Source organism: Sphaerisporangium viridialbum, assembly GCF_049674955.1.
Lineage (GTDB): Bacteria > Actinomycetota > Actinomycetes > Streptosporangiales > Streptosporangiaceae > Sphaerisporangium > Sphaerisporangium viridialbum.
In genome coordinates this window covers 9,337,879-9,357,777 of the sequence record NZ_CP187232.1, presented here as the reverse complement: position 1 = coordinate 9,357,777, position 19,899 = coordinate 9,337,879, and the positions used below count along the sequence as shown (strand labels likewise).

Annotated in this window: 17 protein-coding genes; 5 read left to right on the top strand and 12 right to left on the bottom strand. The window is 68.5% G+C overall.

Translation table 11 applies throughout. From position 1 onward, the window contains the following. The first annotated feature begins 162 nt into the window (after positions 1-162). Positions 163-1,044: a universal stress protein gene (locus ACOZ38_RS42090; protein WP_424536429.1), complete on the top strand. Its 882-nt coding sequence runs from the start codon at positions 163-165 to the stop codon at positions 1,042-1,044. A gap of 89 nt (positions 1,045-1,133) precedes the next feature. Here ACOZ38_RS42090 and ACOZ38_RS42085 read toward each other — a convergent pair whose 3' ends face one another. Together ACOZ38_RS42085 and ACOZ38_RS42080 are read right to left on the bottom strand one after the other, a co-directional pair. Continuing rightward, positions 1,134-1,838, bottom strand: coding sequence for a CBS domain-containing protein (locus ACOZ38_RS42085; protein ID WP_424536428.1), 705 nt, complete (start codon positions 1,836-1,838; stop codon positions 1,134-1,136). A gap of 79 nt (positions 1,839-1,917) precedes the next feature. Continuing rightward, entirely contained in the window at positions 1,918-4,506 is a 2,589-nt protein-coding gene (locus ACOZ38_RS42080; protein WP_424536427.1) for a cation-translocating P-type ATPase, read from the bottom strand. A gap of 248 nt (positions 4,507-4,754) precedes the next feature. Between ACOZ38_RS42080 and ACOZ38_RS42075 the strand changes: the two genes are divergently transcribed. Further along, positions 4,755-5,750 (top strand): Acg family FMN-binding oxidoreductase, encoded by a 996-nt coding sequence (locus ACOZ38_RS42075; protein WP_424536426.1) that lies wholly within the window; start codon positions 4,755-4,757, stop codon positions 5,748-5,750. 215 nt (positions 5,751-5,965) lie between these two features. Continuing rightward, a complete protein-coding gene (locus ACOZ38_RS42070) occupies positions 5,966-7,885 on the top strand; it encodes a multicopper oxidase family protein (protein WP_424536425.1) in 1,920 nt (639 codons plus the stop codon). Positions 7,886-7,928: 43 nt separating this feature from the next. Here the strand turns inward: ACOZ38_RS42070 and ACOZ38_RS42065 are convergent, their stop codons facing one another. The 8 genes from ACOZ38_RS42065 to ACOZ38_RS42030 all read right to left on the bottom strand — a co-directional run bounded on the left by ACOZ38_RS42065 (position 7,929) and on the right by ACOZ38_RS42030 (position 16,921). Then, positions 7,929-8,186, bottom strand: a complete 258-nt coding sequence (locus tag ACOZ38_RS42065; RefSeq protein ID WP_424536424.1) for a DUF1918 domain-containing protein — start codon at positions 8,184-8,186, stop codon at positions 7,929-7,931. A 118-nt stretch (positions 8,187-8,304) separates the two neighbouring features. After that, positions 8,305-9,240, bottom strand: a complete 936-nt coding sequence (locus ACOZ38_RS42060; protein WP_424536423.1) for a ribose-phosphate diphosphokinase — start codon at positions 9,238-9,240, stop codon at positions 8,305-8,307. A gap of 66 nt (positions 9,241-9,306) precedes the next feature. Beyond that, complete coding sequence (locus ACOZ38_RS42055; RefSeq protein ID WP_424536422.1) at positions 9,307-10,647, bottom strand: phosphoribosyltransferase family protein; 1,341 nt, start codon at positions 10,645-10,647, stop codon at positions 9,307-9,309. 188 nt (positions 10,648-10,835) lie between these two features. Then, positions 10,836-11,906 (bottom strand): hypothetical protein, encoded by a 1,071-nt coding sequence (locus ACOZ38_RS42050; protein WP_424536421.1) that lies wholly within the window; start codon positions 11,904-11,906, stop codon positions 10,836-10,838. A gap of 190 nt (positions 11,907-12,096) precedes the next feature. Then, positions 12,097-13,194 carry a tyrosine-type recombinase/integrase gene (locus tag ACOZ38_RS42045; RefSeq protein WP_424536420.1) on the bottom strand — a complete coding sequence of 366 codons (1,098 nt, stop codon included), beginning with the start codon at positions 13,192-13,194 and terminating at the stop codon, positions 12,097-12,099. A 152-nt stretch (positions 13,195-13,346) separates the two neighbouring features. Beyond that, complete coding sequence (locus tag ACOZ38_RS42040; protein WP_424536419.1) at positions 13,347-14,786, bottom strand: protein kinase domain-containing protein; 1,440 nt, start codon at positions 14,784-14,786, stop codon at positions 13,347-13,349. A 227-nt stretch (positions 14,787-15,013) separates the two neighbouring features. Continuing rightward, the gene (locus tag ACOZ38_RS42035; RefSeq protein ID WP_424536418.1) at positions 15,014-15,385 is read right to left on the bottom strand and encodes a hypothetical protein; all 372 of its coding nucleotides are present in this window, start codon (positions 15,383-15,385) and stop codon (positions 15,014-15,016) included. Between the two features lie 546 nt (positions 15,386-15,931). Further along, positions 15,932-16,921, bottom strand: coding sequence for a hypothetical protein (locus ACOZ38_RS42030; protein WP_424536417.1), 990 nt, complete (start codon positions 16,919-16,921; stop codon positions 15,932-15,934). 673 nt (positions 16,922-17,594) lie between these two features. On the opposite strand from ACOZ38_RS42030, the gene ACOZ38_RS42025 reads away from it, so the two are divergent. Together ACOZ38_RS42025 and ACOZ38_RS42020 are read left to right on the top strand one after the other, a co-directional pair. Then, complete coding sequence (locus ACOZ38_RS42025; RefSeq protein ID WP_405142042.1) at positions 17,595-18,020, top strand: hypothetical protein; 426 nt, start codon at positions 17,595-17,597, stop codon at positions 18,018-18,020. Between the two features lie 63 nt (positions 18,021-18,083). Next, the gene (locus ACOZ38_RS42020) at positions 18,084-18,248 is read left to right on the top strand and encodes a hypothetical protein (RefSeq protein ID WP_424536416.1); all 165 of its coding nucleotides are present in this window, start codon (positions 18,084-18,086) and stop codon (positions 18,246-18,248) included. 542 nt (positions 18,249-18,790) lie between these two features. Here ACOZ38_RS42020 and ACOZ38_RS42015 read toward each other — a convergent pair. Together ACOZ38_RS42015 and ACOZ38_RS42010 are read right to left on the bottom strand one after the other, a co-directional pair. Next, positions 18,791-19,192 carry a hypothetical protein gene (locus ACOZ38_RS42015; RefSeq protein WP_424536415.1) on the bottom strand — a complete coding sequence of 134 codons (402 nt, stop codon included), beginning with the start codon at positions 19,190-19,192 and terminating at the stop codon, positions 18,791-18,793. A gap of 109 nt (positions 19,193-19,301) precedes the next feature. After that, positions 19,302-19,745 (bottom strand): hypothetical protein, encoded by a 444-nt coding sequence (locus tag ACOZ38_RS42010; protein ID WP_405142039.1) that lies wholly within the window; start codon positions 19,743-19,745, stop codon positions 19,302-19,304. Positions 19,746-19,899: the final 154 nt, after the last annotated feature.

Sequence of the window (19,899 nt, the reverse complement as noted above, 5' to 3'; positions counted from 1 at the left end):
CAGCAGGTATGGGACGGCGCGACTGCCCGAAGCGTTGGGGGGCGCCGACCTTGTGGTCAGCGCGACCGTCAGCCGTGCGCCTCGAGGAGTAGCGGTTGCGGCTGTGTGAGGACCGGTTGCCGGCGCATGCTGACCGCGGACAGGGTCCAGAAGGAGAACCACATGATCATCGTTGGAGTGGACGGGTCGCCTTCGGGGCTGGACGCGGTCGGCTGGGCGGTGCGGGAGGGAGCACTGCATGACCGGCCCGTGCACATCGTGCACGCCATGCCGAAATGGGCTTATGAGATGCCCGACGACGTGCCGCACTCCGAGGTGGGGCGCTGGATGCGAGACAGCGCCGCCGAGGTCCTGACGGCGGCGCTGGAACGCGTGGGTGCCGAGCCGTTCGAGGTGCGGGTGAGCACTGAACTGCTGGCAGGGGACCCACGGGACGCCCTGCTGAGGGCGGCTGCGGTCGCCGACATGCTGGTGGTGGGCAACCATGGGCTCGGCGGCTTCCGTGGGCTGCTGCTCGGCTCGGTCGCTCTGGGAGTTTCCGGGCATGCTCCCTGCCCGGTCGTCGTGGTGCGCGGACCGGCTTCCCGGTCCGGGGAAGTGGTGGTGGGAACGGATGGATCGGCTGCGAGCGATGCGGTGGTCGAGTTCGCCTTCGCCGAGGCGGAAGCGCGCGGTGCGAGACTGCGAGCGATCCGTGCCTGCTCCGTTCCGGTCGAATTCATGCCGTTCGATCCCGATGCATTGATCGGCGACGAGTCCCGCCTGCTGGCCGAGTCGCTGAAGGCATGGCAAGAACGCCATCCCGCTGTCGATGTCCTGCGGCAGGTGAAACAGGGACATCCCGCGCAGGTCTTGCTGGAGGCGTCGGCCGAGGCCGATCTCCTTGTGATCGGATCACGCGGACGCGGCGGTTTCACCGGATTGATCCTTGGTTCCACCAGCCACGCCGTGCTGCACCACGCTTCCTGCCCGGTGGCCGTGGTGCCCGCACCGAAGCATGGCGGTGTCGATGGGGAAAAGGAGCCACGAAGGCTCATGGAGTGATCCAGATGATCCGGCCCACGTCGCTTCAGGTGCGGCGGACCAAGCTCAATTCGGCGAGCCGATCGAGGCGCTCGCCCGCGTTGCCGTTCTCAGGCCGGGCCGCCGGAGAACAGTGCGTCGTCCTGCTGCCATTCGAGCTTGTCGAGCACATCGACCACACCGTTGACTCGCTCGGTCATCCGCGCGATGGTCTGAGCATCGCTGTGGCGGGCCAGGTGGCCGCTCAGCGTCACGACCCCCTCCGACACCGAGACGCGAACTCCTGAGGTGTCCATCCACATAGGGCCCTGGAGGATGTCGTCGCGGATCTCGGCGGCGATGTCGTCGTCGGTCCGGGCGAAGACCTTGAGCAGGTCGTGGCGGCTGACGATGCCTTCCAGCCGCCCTTCCTCGTCGACCACCGGCAGCCGCTTGACCCTGTGCGCCTCCATGGCACGCGCGGCGGCCACCACATTGGCGTACGCCCTGACGGTGATCGCCGGCGCGGTCATCAGTTCGGCAGCCGTTTCGGCGCGCGCCTTGTCCTTCGGGGCGGCGCCGGGTCGGCCGATGCGCCGGCGGAGCCGTGCCCGCAGGGGAGGACGGTAGTTCTCGCCGTAGTACTGCTGCCTGAACTCCTCCTTGCACAGCAGGTCGGCCTCCGAGATGACGCCGATCACGTACCCCTCACCGTCGACCACCGGGACCGCGCTGACCCCGTGGGCGGTGAGCACTTCGGCGACGTCCTTGAAGGGGGTGCTGCCGTTGACGGACGCGACCTTCCGGGTCATGACGTCCCGCACCTTCTTGTGCATGATCGGCTCCCTTCGATCGCGGGCGTCGCCTCAGGCGGCGCTCGTGCCACAATCCCTCTTCATCAAATCGTGGCCAGGATCACGGGCGAAGAGACCGAGGGCCCTTGTCCATGGGACATTCGGCCCGAGGCCGGTCGTCCGGGCCGGGCGGTGGATTCGGGTGCAGGGTCCGGTCGAGGCGTACGGCGGCGTAGCCGAGGGTGGAGAGTACGGTGACGATCATCAGGTCACCTAAGCTCAGCGGCTGGGTGCCGAGGAGTTCACGGAGCAGCGGGAGGTAGAGCCCCGCGAGCTGCAGGACGAGGGCGCCGGCGACGGCGAGAAGCAGCATCGGGTTGGCCAGCGAGCCCGGCCGAGTGCGAGAGCCGATCGCCACCCCGAGCTGGGTGGCGCCAAGGGCGAAGAAGGCCATGCTCTGCCATGGGCGTCCGGTCTGGTGGGCCCAGATGGCGACGCCGAGGGTGACAGCGGTGAGGACGACGCCGATCCGGATCACGCGTTGCCACAGCCCGGCCCCCAGGATGCTCTCGGTGGTCGGCCGAGGCGGGCTGGTCATGGATCCGGGTACGGCGGGCTCGCCGCCCAGGGCAACGCCCGGTAGCCCGTGGGTGAGCAGGTTGATCCACAGTATCTGGGCGGGCAGCAGCGGGAGCGTGAGACCGGCGAACGGGCCCAGCAGCATGACGGCGATTTCGGCCGCTCCGCCGGACAGGCCGTAGACGAGGAACCGGCGGATGTTGGCGTAGACCCGGCGGCCCTCCTCGACGGCCGCGACCACGGTGCCCAGGTCGTCGTCGGCCAGCACCAGGTCGGCCGCCTGACGGGCGACTTCGGTGCCACGCTCGCCCATCGCCACGCCGATGTCGGCGCGCCTCAGCGCGGGCCCGTCGTTGACGCCGTCTCCCGTCATCGCGAGGGTGTCGCCGCGATTTCGCATGCTCTGGATGATGTCGAGCTTCTGCTGGGGCGTGGCCCGGGCGTAGACGCTCGCCCTGTCCTGGCCCGGTTCGCGGGCGTCGCGGCAGTCGACGACCTGGCCGCCCGTTTCGATGATGCCCAGGTCAGTGGCGATGGCACGGGCGGTACCCGGGTGGTCGCCGGTGATCATGACCGATCTGATCCCAGCGCGTCCACAGGCGGCGATGGCGGCGGCTGCCGCGGGTCGCGGCGGGTCCAGGATCGCGATCAGCCCGAGCAGCGTCAGCCCGTACTCCTGGACGGTTTCCGGAACGACGTCCAGATCGGTTCTCGCGACGGCCAGGACCCGGTAACCCGCCTGGGCGAGTTGGTCGGCGCGCTCGGACGCGCGGGCCAGGAGCGCCGGGTCGTCGACCAGGACCGGTGACTGGAGCAGTGCCTCTGGTGCGCCCTTGCAGATCACCCGGGCTCGGCCGCCGGGTAGCCGGTGAACGGTCGTCATGCGCTTGCGGCCGCTCTCGAAGGGCCGCTCGGCGACTCTGGGGAACCGCTGCCGCACCTGTGACGAGTCCAGGCCCATCTTGGCGGCGGCGGCGAGCATGGCCGCCTCGGTGGGATCGCCCAGCGCCGTCCACTGTCCGTGGGAGTCCTGTGACAGCCGCGCGTCGTTGCACAGTGCCGCCGCACCCAGCAGGTCGGTGAGACGTTCGGTCTCCAGAGGCCGGTCTTCGACGATCTCACCCTCAGGGGCATAGCCGGAGCCGGTGACCCTGGCTTCCTCGGCCGGAGTCCAGAGCAGCCGGACGACCATCCGGCCCTCGGTCAGTGTGCCGGTCTTGTCGGTGGCCAGAACGGTCACGGAGCCCAGGGTCTCCACTGCGGGCAGCCTGCGCACGAGGGCGTTGCGGCCGGCCATCCGGCGGGCTCCCAGTGCGAGGCTCAGGGTCACGACCGCGGGCAGTGATTCAGGCACGGCCGCGACCACCAGGCTGATCGCGGTCACGACCATCAGCTCGACCGGTTCGCCGCGGGCCAAGCCGAGGGCCAGCACGACCATGCACAAGAGCACGGTGACGCCGGCCAGCATGCGGCCGACTCCCATCAACCGTCGCTGTAGCGGAGTGAGACCGGCCCCCTTGACCATCATGGACGCTATGCGCCCGGTCGCGCTCGACATCCCCACCGCGGTGACCACCGCTCGGCCGCGCCCTCGCACCACGACGGTGCCCGAGGACACCGCCTGCTCGACGCTCTTGTCCACCGGCATGGACTCGCCCGTCAGGGCCGACTCGTCGACGAGAAGGGCCGCCGACTCCACCACCCTGGCATCAGCGGGAACGATGTCCCCCTCGGCCAGCACCAGAGCATCACCCACAACGAGATCTGCCGCTGGAACCTGCGCCTGGGAACCGTCACGGACCACGCGCGCCGTCGGGGCGGTGAGCTCTGACAGGGCCGTGATGGCGCGGTCAGCGCGGACCTCCTGCACTACCCCGACCGAGGTGTTGACCACGATGACCAACATGATCACGGCCATGTCGGTCCAGTCGCCCGTGGCGACGGTCAGTGCCGCCGCCACGAGCAGGACGAGGATCAGCGGGTCGCGGAGCTGGGCGGCGACTCGTCGCCACAACGGGACGGGTGACTTCTGGGGCAGCAGGTTGCGCCCGTCCTGTTCCAGTCGCGCCGCTGCTTCCGCCGACGACAGGCCGGAGGTGACAGCGGTCGCGGTGGTTTCCTCCCTGGCCATTCGTCGTCCCCCCGTTGGTCTGTCGAACCGCGTCATGGTCTCGAAGGCCAGTTTTCACAAGGAGGCGAACTCTTCGACAGAGACGAAGGTCCCGTCCAGCGAGCGGTGAAGGGCGGGGGAAGCGGGGGCCGCTGAGACCGATCGGTCGGAAGAGTGTGGCCAAGGTCCCCGCGTTTCGGGACTTTCATCGCTGACCATGCCGGACGGCGGCGGGCACGCTTGCAGTGGGGTCGGCTAGGAGGCGGGTCATGGACATTCACCATGCAGGCGGGATCTCCTGCACGTTGCGTGCCGTCGTCGAGGCCGCACTCTGGGCGCCTTCGCCGCACAACACCCAGCCGTGGTCGTTCGCCGTCTCCGGGGACGAGATCAGCCTGCGCGCGGACCCGGACAGGAAGTTGCGGTTCGCCGACGCGACCGGCCGCCAGATGCTGATCAGCTGCGGCGCCGCGCTGTTCAACGTACGGATCGCCCTTCGCGCGCTCGGCTACGAGCCCGAGGTACGGCGGTTCCCGGACCCCGACCGCCCGCTCCTGCTGGCCACGATCCGGCCACGGCGGGGTGCGGGAGCCGACGAGCAGACCTTGTCGCTGCGTCGGGAGATCGAGCGGCGCCGGACGCACCGCGCAGGGTTCACCACCGCGCGTGTCGCCGAGCACGTGACAGAGACGCTGGTGGCCCAGGCGAGCACCGAGGGGGCCCGCTTGACGCCTGTGCGGTCGGAGGTCGAGGCGCGCGTACTGGCCGCGCTCACCAGCGCCGCCCAGGACATCCAGTCCCAGGACCGCATGTTCGGCCTGGAGCTGATCCGCTGGGCGCGGCCTCCGGGCAGCACCCGCAGGGACGGCGTGCCGGCCCACGGCTACCCGATCACCCGCAGACGCACGTATCCGCAGCATTTCGCCCAGCGTGACTACGCCTGGGGACACTCCTGGGGCAGTGAGACCGAACAGCGCAGGTCCACGGCGACCGGGCTCGTGGCCGTGCTCACCACGGAGACCGACACCCGCCACGATTGGCTCGCCGCGGGCCAGGCGTTGCAACGCACCCTACTCCGCGCCTCCGCCTGCGGGCTCAGCGCGGCCTTCCACACGCAGGCGCTGGAAATGCCGGAGCTGCGGGAGTTCATCCGCAACCACCTGTGCTCCGGAGATTTCCCACAGATGATCATGCGGCTCGGCTTCGTACGGGACGGGGCGGGAAGCGTCCGCCGCCCGTGCTCGGAGGTGCTGGAAGAGCACTGACTCATGGTCGATTTCGAGTGAACCTCGGGCCGGCCGCACAGACGCGGGCAGTCGCGCCCATGGGGCGGTCCAGGTAGGCGCGATCGATATAGCCAGCAGCGATGGGTATATATCGCTAGAAATAACCTTTTATCCAATTAAAAGGCATACATTTTTTTGGGTTTTATGACCGGATCTATCCGCCATGTCTGCTCTTGATGGCTGAGGGGGCCGGGGTGATCACGAGACGGCAGTTCATGAAGGCAGGGGTAGGCGGGACCGTGCTCCTGGTCTCTGGGCGGATCCCGGCCCTGGGAGGCGCGGCGATCCTCCGGGGCATGCTGGATCCGGTGGCGATCGCCAAATACGTCACGCCGCTGGCCGTCCCGCCGGTCATGCCGTCCGACTCGGCGGATGGCTCCGTTGACCGCTACACGATCGGCGTCCGGCGCTTCCGGCAGCAGATCCTGCCTTCGGGCAGCCCGGCCACCACGGTCTGGGGGTACGGGTCGGTCGGGCACCCGCGGACCTTCAGCTCCCCGGGGTTCACCTTCGAGGCGACGGCCGACCGGCCTGTACGGGTGACCTGGGTGAACGAGCTGGTCGACGCAGAAGGGAACTACCTGCCGCACATGCTTCCCGTGGACCCGACGCTGCACTGGGCCAACCCTCCTGGAGGGGCCTCCGGCCGGGATTCACGTCCCGCGTTCACCTCGACCCCCGGCCGGTACCGCGGGCCGGTGCCGATCGTCACGCACCTGCACGGAGGGCACAGCGCCGACTACAGCGACGGCTACCCGGAGGCGTGGTACCTGCCCCAGGCGAGGAACATACCGTCCGGCTACGCGACCGAAGGCACCCAGTACGCGCCCTTCGCGGAAGAATCCGCGAGCCGGGACGGGGCGTCGTGGCGTCCCGGCTCGGCGGAGTTCCGTTACGGCAACGACCAGCGCGCCGCCACGATGTGGTACCACGATCACACGCTGGGGATGACCCGGCTCAACGTCTACGCGGGCCTGGCCGGGTTCTACCTTCTGCGAGGCGGCCCCTCCGACCTTCCGCCGCCGGTTCTGCCGGGACCGGCGCCCAGGGCCGGAGCCCCACCGAACCGGCGGTTTCACGAGATCCCGATCGTCATCCAGGACCGGTCGTTCGCCGCTGACGGCTCGCTCTTCTATCCGGGGAGCCGTAGGCAGTTCGACCGGTTCGCCGGTCCCTACATCCCCGGCAGTGATCTATCACCTATCTGGAACCCCGAGTTCTTCGGCACCGCCATGATGGTCAACGGCCGCACCTGGCCGTTCCTGGCCGTCGAACCACGCCGATTCCGCCTCCGGTTTCTCAACGGCTGCAACTCCCGGTTCCTGGACCTGAAGATCGTGTCCAACCCTGTGGCGAAGCGTCCGGTGGCCGCGGCCCTGCCGTTCTGGCAGATCGGCTCGGATGGCGGGTTCCTGCCAGAGCCCGTGGAGCTCGGCAGGCTTCTGCTGGCCCCGGCCGAGCGGGCCGATGTGATCGTGGACTTCACACGCCTCCCTGCGGGTACGGAGCTGTATCTGATCAACGAAGCGCCCGACGGGGCCTTCCGCGGAGACGGCAAGGCCGCGCCGGCGGATCCCGCGACCACGGGGCAGGTGATGAAGTTCGTGGTGCGGTCACTGGTGGGACGAGATGCCAGCGTGCCTCCCGACCAGCTCACGCTGCCCTCGTCGACTCCGCTCGGCTCGGCGACGAAGACGCGCAAGGTCGCTTTGCTGGAAAAGAGCTCCGCGGTCGTCTCCGGTGCCGGACCGACGGCGGTGCTGCTCGGTACCGTCGACGGACGCGGGACGGCGAGGATGTGGTCCGATCCGCTCACCGAGACCCCCGCGGTGGGTGCCACCGAGGTGTGGGAGATCCACAACCTCACCATGGACGCGCACCCGATCCATGTCCACGAGGTTCCGTTCCAGGTCGTCGACCGGCAGCCGTTCACCGGCATCGCCCGATCTCCGGAGCGATGGGAGAGGGGATACAAGGACACGGTGATCGCCTACCCGAACGAGGTCACCCGGATCAAGGCGACGTTCGACCGGGCCGGCCTGTTCGTGTGGCACTGCCACATCCTGGAGCACGAGGACAACGAGATGATGCGCCCCTACCGCGTCGGAGGCTGACGGCTCGCCGGGCCGTGACGGGCCCGGCGGTGGAGCCGGTCGATCAGGGGGCCGTCGGCCCCCCGCCGGCAGGTGTTCGATGTTCGATATGTGCGTCGGGTCCCGGGAACACCATGGACGGGTGTTCCTGGTCCGGCCAGCGGACGTCGTACGGTGGCGAGCCGTCGGCGTGGTACAGGGCGACGATGACACCGATGCGGCGTGGCTTGTCCAGAGAGGTACTTTCAACGATCAGCCGATCACCAACTGCTGCTTTCACTGTTACCTCCCGCGTCCCTCCTCGAACTCCCTGGGACCACATGGCCACGGCTGTCGGCCATCAGTTCCCCTCTCATATTCAATTGGGGCGAGAGAGCGGTCTACCTGCGATGGACCCTGATAGATGGGACGAAAGTCCGTTTTGGTGCAGTGGCGCCCCATCAGGTGTGGATCAGCAGGTCGCCGAGTGGCTCGTCGCGGTGCAGGCGGGCGATGGCGTCGGCCAGGAGGGGGGCCGTCGAGCAGATCTGGAGCGGCAGCGCCGATGAGGCGTCCTGCGGGAGGCTGTCGGTGACCAGCAGGCTCTGGATCCGGGAGCCGCCGAGCCGCTTCGCCGCCGCCTCCACGAACAGCCCGTGAGTGGCGGCCACGACGACCGCCGGAGCGGCGCCGTGCGCGAGCAGGAGTTCCACCGCCGCCTCGATGGTTCCTCCGGTGCTGATCATGTCATCGACGACGATCGCCTGGCGTCCCACGACGTCGCCGACGAGTTTCCCGGCCACGACGCTGGTCCCCGTCAGCCGCGTCTTGCGGACCAGCGCCACCGGCAGCGACAGCAGCGCGGCGTACCGCTCGGCCAGCTTGACCGCGCCGAGGTCGGGCGCCACGACGATCGCATCGTCCCGCGCCCGCTCGGCGAGCGCGCCGGCGAGGACGGGGACGGCCGTGAGCATCTCCACCGGCACCGCGCACACGGCCTCCAGTGCCACCGTATGTGGATCAACCACGACCAACCGCTGCGCTCCGGCCGAGGCCAGCGCGTCGGCGACGACCCTCATCCCGATGGCCTCTCCGGCTCGCCCACGGCGGTCCTGCCGGGCGTACCCGAAATACGGCACGACGGCGGTAATGCGCGCGGCGCCGGCCCGCCGGCAGCCGTCGAGCAGCAGCAGGAGCTCCATCACGTGCTCGTTCACGGGCGGCCCCGTGGGCTGGACCAGATAGACGTCGGCACCGCGCACGCCGTCGACGACCGGCCGGAGCTCGCTGTCGGGGAAGCGCTCCACCACCGATGACACCGGCTCGGTGTACAGCCCCGCCGCGACGGCACGAGCCAGCGCCTGGTTGGCCGTACCGGCCACGATCCGCAGCGTCATCACGCTCCACCCCCTGCTTCCTTCCGGTCTCACCGGGCATGCGACGAAAGCCGGCCGGTTCGGCGATCAGTGAGCCGGGCATGGCGGCGTGGCGGCCGGCAGTGGCCTGAAGTGAGCGGCGAACCAGTCGCGGGCGTGAGCCGCGACGGCTTCGAGCGCTCCCGGCTCTGGGAACAGGTGGGTGGCGCCGGGAACGATCTGAAGCCGGTTCTGGCAGCGCAGCCGTTCGCGGGCCGCCTGGTTGATGCCGAGCACAACCTCGTCGCGACCTCCCACGATCAGCAGCGTGGGCGCGCGCACGGAGCCGAGCCTTGCCGAGGCCAGGTCGGGCCGACCGCCTCGGGAAACGACGGCGGTGACATCGCAGCCCGGCTCGGCCGCCGCCCACAGCGCGGCGGCGGCTCCCGTGGTGGAGCCGAAGTAGCCGACCGGAAGTCCCGCGACCTCGGGCATGCCACGCAGCCAGGCCGTCACTTGAAGCAGCCTGCGGGCCAGCAACTCAATGTCGAACACCTTGCGCCGATCCAGCTCCTCCTCCAACGTGAGCAGGTCGAACAGGAGCGTCGACAGGCCGGCGCGGTTGAGCTCGGAGGCCACGTACCGGTTACGCGGGCTGTACCGGCCGCTGCCGCTGCCGTGGACGAACACCACGATCCCCGCGGCGTCCTCGGGGACGGCGAGATGACCGGGCAGCCGTACGCCACCAGCGTCCACCTCCACCTCCCAGAGGGGATCACGCGGGTCCGCCGTGCCCGCCTGGCTGTCGCTCCTCAGGGTGGCGGCACGGCGCAGTAGTTCGACCACCTCGTCGTCCGTGGTCTGCGTGAAGTCGGCATACCAGGAGCCGATCGCGTAAAAGGCGGCAGGGGTCTGCAGGCAGACCACCTCGTCGGCGACGTCCGACAGGCTCGCGATCGTGCTCGGCGCCCCCACGGGGACCGCCAGGACGACCCGCGAGGCGCCGCCTGAACGGGCGACCCGGCACGCCGCGCGAGCCGTGCCACCGGTGGCGATCCCGTCATCTACCACGATCACCGTCCGGCCGGCCAGGTCCAGTGGCGGGCGCTCGCCACGAAAGCGCCTGGCACGACGCAGCAGTTCGGGCCGCTCACGCTCCTCGACCTCGGCCATCTCCTCCTGGGTGAGCTCCGCCATCCGTACGATGTCGCGGTTGAGCACGCGCACCCCGCCCTCGCCGATCGCTCCGAACCCCAGCTCGGGCTGGAACGGCACCCCGAGCTTGCGGACCAGGATCACATCCAGCGGAGCGTCCAGGGCTCGGGCCACCTCGAACGCCACCGGCACCCCGCCCCGGGGCAGTCCCACGACCACGATGTCCCCGGTACCGGCCAGCCCTCGCATCCGCCCGGCCAACTGCACACCCGCATCCTGACGATCGACGAACATCTCCCCCCGTCCCTTCTGTGGCGCTATCGCTCTTTGGGGGCGAAACGACCTCGAAGGTGTCTGGGGAAGGTCCCACGCAGCCGCACTCCGCGCCGGACGAGAACCCAGCCCCTTTCTCAAGGCTCGGCCTGAAACCTGCTTTTCGTATAGGGCTGAAGGTCCCGGCTCAGACGCACCTGGGGCGGTGCTCAGCTTTGCCGCAGGGCCGACATCGGGATCGGAATGGAGTAGGCGGTGGCGCCGCCGCCTACTCCGCCCTCGCAACCGTTGGGCGGCGCGGTGGTCATGCCACGGGTGGAGGGCCGCTCGGCGGCCCAGAACATGTAGCCGAGCAGGCCCGGCGTCGTCCCCGCGCCGTTCGGGCCGGCCGTCTGGACGAAGGTGCCGGTGGAGTTCTGCAGCGAGGCGCTGAAGTTGGCGCACTCTGGCCGGAGCTTGCTGCCCTCGGCGATGTAGAAGGCTCCCGTGAACTTGGCGGGGGCCAGCGGCGGGATCGGCGGGGAGTAGGTCGGCTTGCCGTCGAGGTGCTCCTGCCAGTTGGCGATCGCGCCGGAGGTGCTCGGCTGGCGGGCCGGCACCATCGCGTTGGCGTAGTCCAGGACGGGCGTGCCGGTGCGGAGCCAGTCGGCGGTGGCCTTCCTCCCGAGGTCGATCAGCCACCGGTCGCCCGCCGCCAGGTCGATGGTCAGGCGCGCGGCCTGGTTGGCTCCCGTGGCGTCGTAGGGCAGTACGGTGCGGTACGCGTCGATGAATGCCTGCAGTCCCGCCAGGTTGGGCCCGCTGTTCTCCTCGTAGTCGATCTCGATGCCGACGCCGAGCCGCTGGGCCACCTCGGCGGCGTTGCGCCCGAACTGGGCCGCGTTCTCCGCCAGCGCCGAGTTCCAGGCGTCGGTGTAGGTGATGCCCCCGATGGACAACATCACCCGGATGCCGCGGCTCTTGAAGTAGGTGACGACGTCGGCGGTCATGCCGCGCGGCACGCCGTCGAGGGTCTGGGCGTCGGTCGTCTTGTGCAGCAGCTTGACCGGGTGGACGAAGCTGAGTACCACGACGTTCACCGAGGGACGGCCATCACCGCGGTCGATCAGCCAGTGGTTCTTCTGGTCGAACTCGGCCACGTCACGTACGGCGCCCCATATGCATGCGTCATTGCCGCAGTGCCAGGATCCGTAGACCTGGAGCGGGGTGACCGCGGCCTTGGCCGGGGCCGCCAGGAACAGGGGAACGAGTAAGCAGAGAAGCGCGGCCAGGCGGTGCATGCCAACCTCCCGTTGAAGGAAATTGTTAAGAAGCTTAACTTTTAGCGAAGCCGAATTCCCTTACCGCAAGGCAGGAAACGCGTGATCCGCGAGATCCCTGCCATTCCGCACTCCTCGGTCGGCAAAGCTCCGGCGTCGTCACCTGGGGCCTGCCAGGTGAGGATCAGGTCATCGATCTCGACCGGCCCCTTCAACGGCACCCCTGTTCGGGCGGCCCTTCGTAGACGACTCGGCAGCCGGATCCCCGTAGGAACACGTACACGGTTTCCACTTTCGATGCCCGGTCCTCTTCAGGTGCGGGTGCCGCGGTGGCCGGTTCTTCGGCCGGCATGAGGCGCTCGTCGTCGGCCATCCTGGTGAGGGCAGTGTGATGGGCGTCGTGCCAAGTCCAATCGGTGCCCAGCCGTTCGTTGGCGCGCTGCAGCACCCGTTGTATCGCCCAGTACGTCATCGGCCGGGACTCGTCGCGGCGGCTCCGCCAGATCGGCTGTCCAGGGGCGGGAAGCCCATCGCTCGCCAGATAGTGGCCCAGGTAGCGAAAGGCGTCCGGAGAGGCCGGGATCGGCTGGCGGAGCTTGGTTCTCATGGGGACGACATAGATGAGCTGACCGCCCCAGTCGATGTCCTCCAAGGTCAGCCTGAGAAGTTCGCTGACCCGCGCTCCGGTGCTGACGTAGAACGCCAGCAGGGCGCGATCACGATCGTCGGCCATCGCCGCGAACAGCTCGGCCCACAGCGTGTCCGGGATCAGCCGTGGCGCTCGCCCCGCCAGTTGCTGCCGTAGCGGGGCCCGCTGGACGATCTGTTCCAGTTCCAGGGAGTGACCGTGTGCCAGCACCTGCCATCGCTGGGCGGAGTCGGGAACCGGATTGGTCGCCGGACCATCTCCGGAACGGCCATGGAAGGAGTAGAAGCCATGAACGACGGTCAGCGCGTGATTGATCGTTCTCGGGGCATATCCCACTCGCGGTGATGGCTTGCCGGTCTTGAGGTTCACCGATCCCGCGGGACCCGACTCGGTCTGCTTGCGTTCCCGCTTTGGATCGCGTGCGTTCTGCAGCCAGCCCACCAGCGTCGCGACCTCGGCCTCGGTCGCCTGCTCCCAGCCGATCTCAAGGCACCACAGCAGCCGGTACCACCGCAGGAGGCCGAACGCATAGCTTCGGCACGTCAGGGGACTGGCGTTCCCGAGCATCATGTACCGGAGGTAGGCGCTCACAGGCTCGAGTTCCTCTCCGTCGGCGTCCACGACGCAGAACGGCAACAGGGCCGTGCGGCCGGTGATCACCGATCCCACCGAAGGCACTGAGCACCGGCCCTCCATCAGTGCGCGCCGAACGCCGTCACCCACGTCCCGGCCCTCCCGGCAGACCGGCCCGGACGGCCGTCGATGATCCAGACGAGGTGCGGTCAGCGGGGAGGAGGCGGGCGCTCGGTCGCCTACTCGTGGACTTCATCGCCGGCGAGAGCGGTCGGTTGCGCCGGCGCCGTCTCGGCCGGCGCGATGAGCGCGGTGGGCGCCGGTACGGGGCTCGGTGCGGGGTTCGGTGTGGGACTCGGCGCGGGTGTCCTGGGGCGGCTTGGCTCGTCGGCGCAGCTGGGATGGTACCCGTCCGGATCGGATAGGGAGGAGTGCGACGGCTTCCGCGCGACATGTGGCCTCAGCGTGCCAGGCGTCTTCGAGGCGTCGGGCTCACCGGGGAGGACCGCCTTCGCCGCGGGGGGAGTGCTGCCCGCCGCGGGCGGACCGGTCGTGTCGCCCGGGCCGGCCCGGTCGCCGGAATCCGGAGGGTCGTCGTCGAGGCCCGTGCCGGAGGACGGCGGCCGCGGCATCAGCGAGGTCGTGTTCGCCTGAAGGTCGGTGTCGCCGAGCGATCTCACCACCACGGTGGTCACGGCGACGGCCATCGCGCAGCCGACGACGCCGATCGCCATCTTGAAGGCCAGCGACTTCGCGAGTCTCGGCCTGGGCGGCTTCACGTCGGCTGGGAACGGGCGGGGCGAGGGCTCATGGTCCGCGAGCAGCCCGGTGAGGCTCGCCAGCCGGCGTCGACCGCGATCCTCCCAGTCGCGGCCGTACTGGTCGAGCGCGACCGACTCCAGTTCCGCGAGGAAGACCTCGGCGTTCGCCGGTCGTTCCGCGGCCTGCTTGGCCAGGCCGCGCCTGACAAGGCTCCGCAATGCCGAGGGAACCTGCCCGATGGGAGGTTCGGCGGTCTGGTGCATGTGGGCGAGCGCTGCGATGTTCCGCGCCTGGAAGGGCCTGATGCCGGTCAGACACTCGAAGAACACGACGCTGGCGGCGTAGATGTCGGTCGCCGGCGACGCCGGCGACCCCGACCACTGCTCAGGCGCCATGTAGGGAGGTGTGCCGGCCCCGGCGATGCCGTCCCCCGAGTGGACGGCGATGCCGAAGTCGCCCAGCTTGCTCTCGCCGTCGCCCGTCACGAGGATGTTCTCCGGCTTGACGTCCCTGTGCACGATGCCGCCGGCATGGGCGGCGGCCAGCCCCAGCAGCGACCTCTTCAGCACGACGAGCGCGGCTGCCGGCCCTGTCGGTTCCTCGGAGCGCAACAGGGTCCGGAGGGAGACGCCGTCCACCAGTTCCATGACAATGGCGGCGTGGCCTTGGCCGCTTTCGAAATACCCGTAGGAACGCACTGTGCACGCGCCGTCCAGCAGTCCGAGTCCGGGAGCCTCATGCCGTAGACGAGAGATGAAGTTCGGGTTCGCGCAGAGATCGCTGGAGAGGTACTTGATGGCGACGAGCACGTTGCCGATGTCGTCGCGCGCCATGACGACACGCCCTGACACGCCGATGCCGAGATCGCGGATCTCGGTATAGCCGGGGACATGCCAGTCCCATGTGTTGCTGTCCATGTGGTCTCCTTGTGCGGCCGGTACGACAGGTGCGGTTTCCGGTTGAGGCCAGGTCTCCATCGGTGGGGCGGCCCGTCGTTCGATCCCTCTTCGATCAGGACGGCGGCGCCCAGCCGCACCTGCACCTCGGTAGCGGCCGCTCTCCGAGTACCGGCCACACCCACGTCCTGCCGTAGTAGATGGTTACGGTTCGGCGCACGGTGAGGGTGTGTGCCGATCGCCCTCGGTCACGGTGTGCGCGGCGGGCGGTGATCGTCAACGGATGCGTCGGCGATGGCGTCGGTCATGCGGCCGCGCTGCCAGTACCACATCCGGACGCCCTGCAGCACGCAGACATAAGCGGTGTCGGTGTCTGTAGACCGTTTTGCGGCGTGTGCGGCGATCTGGTCCCAGGTGGCCACGATAAGCGTGGAGTCGCGCAGTCCGGTGGTGACGCTGGTGAGGGTGTAGGGGGAGGCGTCGTCGGGGGTGATTTCGGTGACGCTGCCGAGGAGGCGGGGTTGCTGGTATCGGGTCAGGATGGTCTGCCAGGGGGGCCAGGCTGATGCGGCCAGCAGTGCCAGTAGTAGTGTCCCCGCGATCCACCAGTGCACGTTCATCGGGACTCCTTTCATCGCAGGAGCCTGTTTCCGGGAGTCTGTCGCCGGCGGATGAGGCTCTTGTGGTCGAATGCCGCGTAGATCTGCGGGGTTACCCGGAGTGGCGGCGATGTTGATCAGCCGCGCTCGGGTCGCTGAGTGAAGCGCGCGGAGCGGGCTTGGCCGAGTCGCTGTGGTGCGCTTGTGGTGTGGTCTGCCGGGCGGTCGAGGTCACGGTCCCGGGCAGGAGCGGCCGATAGAGCGGCTGCGATCCCCCATCGCAGCCGCTCTGCCGCGGCGTGTGCCCATCCCCGCGCTCATGCCCGGCCTGGCGGTGGAGCATGACGATCGTCCGGCTCACCGTGGAAGACAATCGCGCCACGGGCTCGACTCCAGGCGCGTACTGACATCCAGGATGTCCCCGCCGATCTCAGCGGGCGGGCTCCCTCCGCGTGTGTCCCGGTTCTGTCGTTGTCCGCGCCCCCGAGCCTGCGGGGACGTTCACCGCCCGGACACACTGGCGTCCGAACGGCCGGCGGCGACATCACCGGTTAACGCAGACCCCGGTCAGCGGTGCTGGCCCCCGCCACCACCGTTGCCGCCGCCGTTGTGGCCCCCGCCACCACCGTTGCCCCCGCCACCACCGGTGCCGCCACCACCGGTGCCGCCGGTGCCGCCGCCGCCGCCGGTGCCGCCGCCGCCGCCGCCGGTGCCGCCGGTGCCGCCGCCATTGCCACCGCCGCCGGTGCCGCCGCCGCCATTGCCACCGCCGCCGCCGGTGCCGCCGCCGTTGTGGCCGTTGCCGCCGTTCTGGCCCCAGCCGCCGTTCTGGCCCCAGCCGCCGTTGTGGCCCCAGCCGCCGTTGTGGCCCCAGCCGCCGTTGTGGCCGCCGCGCTCGCCGTACCAGCGACCGGGCAGGCCGATGGGCTGGTCGCACCAGTCGCCGGGCAGGTCGTACTGGCGACCGCCCACGTAGTACACCGGACGGGTCTGCCCGCAGCCGGGGGCGATGTACACGCCACCGTTCACGATGGACTGGCAGCTGGGCAGGAGGTACGTCCGGCCACCCAGGACGTACCGGTTGCCGGGCGGGTCGTACCGGTGACCGCGCAGGCCGTACCAGCGGCCGGGCAGGTCGAGGCCGGCGGGCTGGTCGCACCAGTCACCTGGCAGGTCGTACTGGCGACCATCCAGGATGTACATGGGACGGGTCTGGCCGCAGCCGGGGGCGATGTACACGCCATCGTTCACGATGGACTGGCAGCTGGGCAGGAGGTACGTCCGGCCACCCAGGACGTACCGGTTGCCGGGCGGGTCCCACCTGTGACCGCGCATGACGTGCGCGAAACCGCGCCCGCCGTACCCGCGACCGTTCGGGCCGTGCTCGCGGGGGCTGCTGTGCCCGCCCTGGCTCGACGCGCTCGCGTGGTACGCGCTGCTGGTCGTCTGCGCCGCGGCCGTGGTCGCCGCGCTTGCGGGCATGGTGGCCACGGCCGCGGGGACGACCAGGGCAGACGCGGCGAGGAACCCAGTGACGAGAGTTCGTTGCATCGTCAAGAGACGACTCCTTTTCCTGAGGATGAGACTTGTGGAATGGCGCTAGGCTCCGCCTAGCCGACGTAGCGTCGAGTACGTATCCCGGCCTTCGCCGAGATCCCCGTCCGAGGATCAAAAGCACGGACCCTCGGATCAGGCACGCGCACGGCGGGCATTGTCGCCCCCGTGTTTGTCAGCAGATTTTGCTGACATTCCGAGGTCGAACAGATCGAGAGTATGTACGCCCGCCGCCGCCGCGACGGCGTCCGCCGTGGTACGACGGCATGTGCCTCGCTTGAGCAGACCGTCGATGCACTGCCTTGTGAGTGCCGCGCGGCGAGCGAACTCGGCCACGCTGGGGCTGCGATGTCCGGACATCAGGGCGCGCAGGAGAGCTGCGCTCCGCAAATGCATCTGTGGCTTACCGGCCATCGTCAACCTCTCCGACGGATCGCTACGTCATCATTTTTTGCTGACAACTCGACTGCAGGTTGGACTCTAATCGAATGGGCATGCGGGCGCAGGTGAATTTGGAAGGTTCCATGCACGTAGCCCAAGGATGGGAGCCGTCCGGTCATCCATCTTGTTGACGGAACAGCTACTGGTTTCACAGAGGATTGCTCCTCGTCATCAGGCTCTAGCAGCCATCATTGATGCGATCATGCCGAAAAGAAATCGAGGAGCTGACAACAAAATGCCGCCATGGGGCGTGACAGCCGATCCGTCCCCCACCCCTCTGAGTGACCGCATCCGCGAGCATGTCAAGGACAAGGACCCCAGCATCCGCACGCTCGCCTTGCGGTCGGTGGATCCGGCCACCGGTCAGCATCTCACCGCACAGTGGATAACCGACGTGCTGAGCGGCCGGGTGCCCCGGATGCCCGACCTGTGGCGCCTGGACGCTCTGGCGACGGGCCTCGGCCTGGACCCCGACAGCGTGAAGGCGATGGCCATCACCCAGTGGATCGGATGGGACATCGCCGACGTCCAGACCGGTGCGGGAGAACGCCTGCTCTTCCGTGTGCCCAAGGACTACACCCCTGAGCAGTGCGCACGCCTGGCCGGCGAACTCAACCGAGCGATCAGCGCGGCAGAGCTCCATAGTGACAGGGAGGGTTGAGCCGCCCGGGTCTGAGGGAGGCTCGATTCCCTAAGTAGACCGGGTCATGGCACCTTCATGCCCTTGTCCCCTGAACCACGTAAGCGTGCGGTCCGCATGGTCGGCCCGCGTAAGGAACGGCACGCCATCAAGCGGATCTTCGACCGGTTCGTTGACGAGCACGACGCGGGCTGCTGGAAGACCGTCGAGGCCGAGCTGCTCGGCGACGAACTGTCGATCCCGACATGAACCAAGCGGCTCGCTCGTCGTCGCTTGATCGCATGGAGGTGGGCGTTCGTCCGGTCCTACGCCTCATGGCTTAATGCGCCCGGCACGCGAGGGCGTTGCCCAAGCACACCAACCAGACAAAATGGTCAATTCAGACCTAACGGCATCGCGTACGCCTGGATGTACGTCTCGGATCAGGCGGCACTGATGGTATTCGGCGGCCATAAACAGTGTCGTTCATGGCTTTCCGCCTCCTTTGTTTCCCACACCAACACGCGCAATGACAAATAGGAACTTGGATTCGAGCTGAGTGGCCGGGTGCGACGTTGCCGGGCATCAATTGGATCAGCGACGTCAGCTGTCCCGACTCGCCGCACGCGACAAGGCCGATCCGCCGTGTTATCGGGTGAACCTCATGGTCGGTTGTCGCGATCTTCCGGATGGGCCTCATCGGTCACTCGGTGGCCCGGACACGCACACCGTGTCCGGGCCACCGAGTGACGGTCTTCCTGAGGTTCCCACCTGCGTGCCGCGATGGGTCGGCGCGGACGCCATCGGAGCCGTCAAGTCATCCGGCGGATGAAGTCACGAGAGATCCAGGTGCCCGCGTCGCTCAGAAAGTTCGCCAAGTCCTCCGACAGGAGGGTCTTCTCGACCCCGACGGTGATCCCTTCTGGTGTGACCTCGACGACCGCGAGTTCACGTCCCAGGTCTCCGCTTCGTCGCACGCGGACGCGGAGCGCCGGCACTGGGCGCGTCTCTTCAACGGGTTGGAGCAGGCTGAGCGCTCGCATGCTGATCTCGTCCATAGGGAGCTTTAACTCAGGGCCGAACTGCATCTCATTGACATAGGCGATGATCCGGTGTCCTGGGGAAATGCGGTTAATCACTCCTGGGCAACCGTGCAGCAGTGGAATGCGGCGGTACTCCACCGATGGTTGTGACGGCGATGACGGACGGATCATCCCATCCACCGTAGCCTCTCTGCCAGTTACTTCCTGAGCGTTTGCGCGGCGTGCAGCCGCTCGTGTATCAGGAAAGCTTGACGCATCCGGCCCTGGTGGCGATGGTGTATCAGGAAAACCACTGTTTCTCTTCGTCCCCATTGGTCGCAGACTCTGCCGCGCTGATCGCTCGGTTGAGTTCGCCGGCCAGGCGTGCGCACTGCTCAGGGGTGTAGTCCTTGGGCACACGGAAGAGCAGGCGTTCTCCCGCACCGGTCTGGACGTCGGCGATGTCCCATCCGATCCACTGGGTGATGGCCATCGCCTTCACGCTGTCGGGGTCCAGGCCGAGGCCCGTCGCCAGAGCGTCCAGGCGCCACAGGTCGGGCATCCGGGGCACCCGGCCGCTCAGCACGTCGGTTATCCACTGTGCGGTGAGATGCTGACCGGTGGCCGGATCCACCGACCGCAAGGCGAGCGTGCGGATGCTGGGGTCCTTGTCCTTGACATGCTCGCGGATGCGGTCACTCAGAGGGGTGGGGGACGGATCGGCTGTCACGCGCCATGGCGGCATTTGGTTGTCAGCTCCTCGACTTTTTTCATCGTGACTGCCCTCATGATGCCCGCTAGATCCTGACGACAGGGAGCAATCCTCTGTAAACCAGTAGCCGTCCCGTCAACAAGATGGATGCCAGAACACCCGCCCACGTCCGTGGAGGTGGTATTTG